Source organism: Streptomyces sp., from assembly GCF_019510245.1.
Classification (GTDB): domain Bacteria; phylum Actinomycetota; class Actinomycetes; order Streptomycetales; family Streptomycetaceae; genus Streptomyces.
The window spans coordinates 1-3,774 of sequence record NZ_JAEKKT010000106.1 but is presented as its reverse complement, the minus strand read 5'-3'; the positions used below and the strand labels follow the sequence as shown (position 1 = coordinate 3,774).

Here is a 3,774-nt window from a genome sequence, read left to right as displayed (position 1 = left end):
ACGGCCGTCTTTTCTGCCGGCGACTCCGACGAGGGCCCGCGCACGACCGAACGGCTCGGACATGAGGAAACGGGGGGTGCATGAGCACCGAAGCACGTCGCGCCTCGATTCCTCCACGCCCGGCGACCCCACCGAGGCCGGCCCAGCCGCCGACTGCGGGCGAGGACGGGCCCGGTTCGGAGCCGTCCGAGGAGTCGCGGCGCCGGGAAGCCGCCGAGCCGGGTGAACGGGAAATCGTCGAGCCGGGCGGGCGGATGAGCGAGGACACCGACTGGCAGGCCTTCGGCGAGCGGAGCCGCCGAAACCCGGGAGCGCAGGGTCGGGCGACGTTCGCCGGGTTCGACTGGCAGGCGTCCGGTGAGAGCGGCGCACGGGTGTCCGGCGGTCCGGACACCTCGGGTCGCCATACCCCCGGTGACGCGGGCCGACAGGATGCCGCCGCCACGGCGCCCCGCGCGTTCGGCGACATGAACGGGCGACGGGAGACCGACGTGCCGGGCGGGGAGCGGTCCCAGGCATCGGGTGCCACCGGTCGGCCCCCGATACGAACGACCGACGACCCGGGCTCCACACCACCCAACGGTGAGGCCTGGTCCGCGCCGGACGGCGACGCACCCGCGAACCCTCCCACGGGCACGGGGCGGTCCCAGACCCCTTCCGGCACCGACGCCCCATCCGGCCCCCGGAACCCGAACACCCCGTTCCCCGGCAGCATCCCGCCTCCGCCCCCGGCCTCGGCCCGCTTCCCGGACACCCCTCCGGCGCCGGACCCGAAGACCCCCCGTTTTCCCGCGCAGGGCTCGCCGTCGGTGTCCGGTGCCGTGCCGCCCCGGCCCGGCGCCCAGCCCTCCGTGCCTCCGCGCCGCACCGACACCCCCGCCGAGACTGCGTCCGAGACGACCTTCCGGATGCGGCCGGTGCCTACGGGGCCCGCGGCCGGTGACGGGCGTACCGGCTCGGCCTCCACGCCCTCCGCGACGCGGGGGCCTTCGGGCGGCACCGTCATACCGCCCGTGCCCGACGCCCGCCCCGCCTCCGGTCGCCCTGGAGCCGATCCACACCGTCCGGGTGCGGCCGCCCGCCCCGGATTCCCGCCGCGCCCCACGCGTGAGGCCTCGGGCGCCGGTGCCATGCGCACGCCCTCGGCGCCCGCGGGCCCGCCGACCACGCCGCCGGTGCCCACCAGTCGGCCTTCTGCACCCCCAGCACCTCCCCGGCCCTCCACGCCCCCCGCCGCTACGGAATCGTCGGCCGCCTCCCTCGCACCCGACCCGGCCCTCTCCTGGAGCGCCCCCATGCCCCCGCATGCCGGAACGCCCGGCAACGGGCGGCCCGTTGTGTCGTTCGGGGAGCCCGAGGTCGGCTACAAGGAGCGGTCGTGGGGGGTGCGGATCCCTCCCCGGATCGCTGCCGTGGCCGCGTGCGCCGTGCTCGGGCTCGGGCTCATCGGCGGTGCCGTGACCGGGAGTTGGCTGATCGGGGACTCCGGGGACGAAGGCGGCGGGGACAGGTTCACCCAGGCCGGTGAGCTGTGGCACAGCGTGCCCGTCGACCAGTTGTTCCCGCCGACCGTGGACGGCCAGGGCGCCGGGCCCGGGGGAGCCGACCGCACGTGGACGCGGATCGCCGTCGCCCCCGACAGCGGCTGCGCGAACGCCTTCGATCCCCTGCTGCGCAAGGCCCTCGCCCCCGTCGGCTGCGAGCGCCTGCTGCGCGCCACCTACACGGACGCCACCCAGAGCTACGTCACCACCGTCGGCCTGCTCTTCACCGACGCCGACGCCGGCGCCATGCGCGACCTCGACACCCGCTTCACCCGCGACGGCCTGGCCGACCGCACCGACCTGATGCCCCTCCCGTACGCCGCGAAGAACACCCTCGCCGCGGACTTCGGCGCGGCGCAGCGGGCCTCCTGGACGATCTCCGTCCTCACCGACGCCCCCGTGGTCGCCTTCGCCGTCTCCGGCTGGGCGGACGGCCGTACGGTCGACACCCCGGAGTCCGCCGAGAAGGCCATGGAGTCCGGCGACACCACCCCCGCCGCCCAGGCAGGTCTCGGCAACGAGGCACAGGGGCTGGCCGACCGTGTCGAACGCGCCCTGCGCAAGACCGTCACCTCGCCCCCGGAGCAGTCCTCATGAGCGTCACGACCCGCCGGGCAGGTCTCCTGAGCGTCCTCCTCGCCGCCTCCGTCGCCCTGGTCCCGCCCACCGCCGCGCACGCCGACGGCATCCGCGCCAAACAGTGGGCCCTGGACGCCATGCACACCCAGGAGGCCTGGCAGACCACCAAGGGCGCGGGCGTCACCGTCGCCGTCCTGGACACCGGCGTCGAGAACGACCATCCCGACCTCGTCGGCAACGTCCTCACCGGCAAGGACATGATCGGGTTCGGAGCCGTGCGAGGGCAGCGGCCCTGGGCGCGGCACGGCACCGCCATGGCCGGCATCATCGCCGGTCACGGACACGGCGTGGGCAACGGCGACGGTGTCATGGGCATCGCCCCCGAGGCGAAAATCCTCCCCGTCCGCGTGATCCTGGAGGACGGCGACCCGGCCCGCTCCAGGGCCCGCAACACCCGCGGCAACGCCCTCGCCGAGGGCATCCGCTGGGCCGCCGACCACGGCGCCGACGTCATCAACCTCTCCCTCGGCGACGACTCCGCCTCCGCGCACCCCGAGGCCGGGGAGGACGACGCCGTCCAGTACGCCCTCAAGAAGGGCGCCGTCGTCGTCGCCTCGGCGGGCAACGGCGGCGAGAAGGGCGACCACATCTCCTACCCGGCCGCCTACCCGGGTGTCATCGCCGCCACCGCAGTCGACAAGTTCGGCACCCGCGCCTCCTTCTCCACCCGCCGCTGGTACGCCACGGTCGCCGCTCCCGGCGACGACGTGGTCATCGCCGACCCCGACCACAAGTACTACGAGGGCTGGGGAACCAGCGCCGCCTCCGCGTTCGTCTCGGGCGCGGTCGCCCTCGTCAAGGCCGCCCACCCGGACCTGACGCCCGCACAGATCAAGAAGCTCCTGGAGGACACGGCCCGCAACGCCCCCTCAGGCGGCCGCGACGACTCCCGCGGCTTCGGCTTCATCGACCCCGCGGCAGCCCTGAAGGCCGCGGCCCGTCTGAAGCCCCAGGGCCTGCAGCCGGCGTCCTACGGCGAGAAGTACTTCGGTCCCGGCCCCGATGCCGCCAAGTCGGGGGACGACACGGCCAGTTGGGCGGCCCCGCTCGCGGGCGGCCTGGGCGTGGCCCTGCTGGTCGCCGGAGTGGTCCTGTGGCGCGGCCGCCGGGGCCCTCGCCGGTCCTACGAGGGCTTCTGAGGCGGAGCGCAGCCTCAGCGGGCCGCCGCACTGGTGGCGTTCGCCGACGCGGAGGCCGAGGCATCCTCTCCGGTGAACACCGACACCGCTGCCTTCGCCGCCGCCTCCACCAGCGAAATCCCCTTCGCCTGTGTGGAGTTCCCCTTCGAGAGCACGGCCACCAGATACGCGTGGCCGTTCACCGTCACCCGCCCGATGCTGTTGACGTCCCACAGCCCGGTCGTGCTGCGCGGCAGCCACCCGTTCTTCAGCGCCCACCCGGAGCCGTCGGCCGCGGCCGACACCCCCCAGTGCTGGTCGGCCTCTATCCGGCCCATGAGCCCCTGAAGGTACGACCGCGAGGCCTCGCTCAGCTCCGAGTCGTCCCCGAACACCTGCTGGAGCAGGGTGAGCTGGTCGGCCGCCGTGGTCTGGGTCAGCCCCCACAGCGCCCCGTCGCCGCCCTCCGTGCC

At 75.0% G+C, this 3,774-nt stretch carries 2 protein-coding genes and 1 pseudogene; 2 read left to right on the top strand and 1 reads right to left on the bottom strand.

Annotation, left to right across the window (positions count from 1 at the left end):
• Positions 1–1,295 precede the first annotated feature (1,295 nt).
• Both JF597_RS06315 and mycP read left to right on the top strand, forming a co-directional pair.
• Positions 1,296–2,141, top strand: coding sequence for a hypothetical protein (locus JF597_RS06315; protein ID WP_293990434.1), 846 nt, complete (start codon positions 1,296–1,298; stop codon positions 2,139–2,141).
• Complete coding sequence (gene mycP / locus JF597_RS06310) at positions 2,138–3,322, top strand: type VII secretion-associated serine protease mycosin (RefSeq protein WP_293990432.1); 1,185 nt, start codon at positions 2,138–2,140, stop codon at positions 3,320–3,322. The genes JF597_RS06315 and mycP overlap by 4 nt, the downstream gene beginning before the upstream one ends.
• 14 nt (positions 3,323–3,336) lie before the next feature.
• On the opposite strand, the pseudogene JF597_RS06305 reads toward mycP, so the two are convergent.
• Positions 3,337–3,774, bottom strand: a pseudogene (locus tag JF597_RS06305) (hypothetical protein); the annotation flags it as partial.

Excerpts from the sequence above, each read along its gene's own strand:
- JF597_RS06315 (WP_293990434.1), top strand. The coding sequence starts at position 1,296 with ATGCCCCCGCATGCCGGAACGCCCGGCAACGGGCGGCCCGTTGTGTCG.
- mycP (WP_293990432.1), top strand. The coding sequence starts at position 2,138 with ATGAGCGTCACGACCCGCCGGGCAGGTCTCCTGAGCGTCCTCCTCGCC.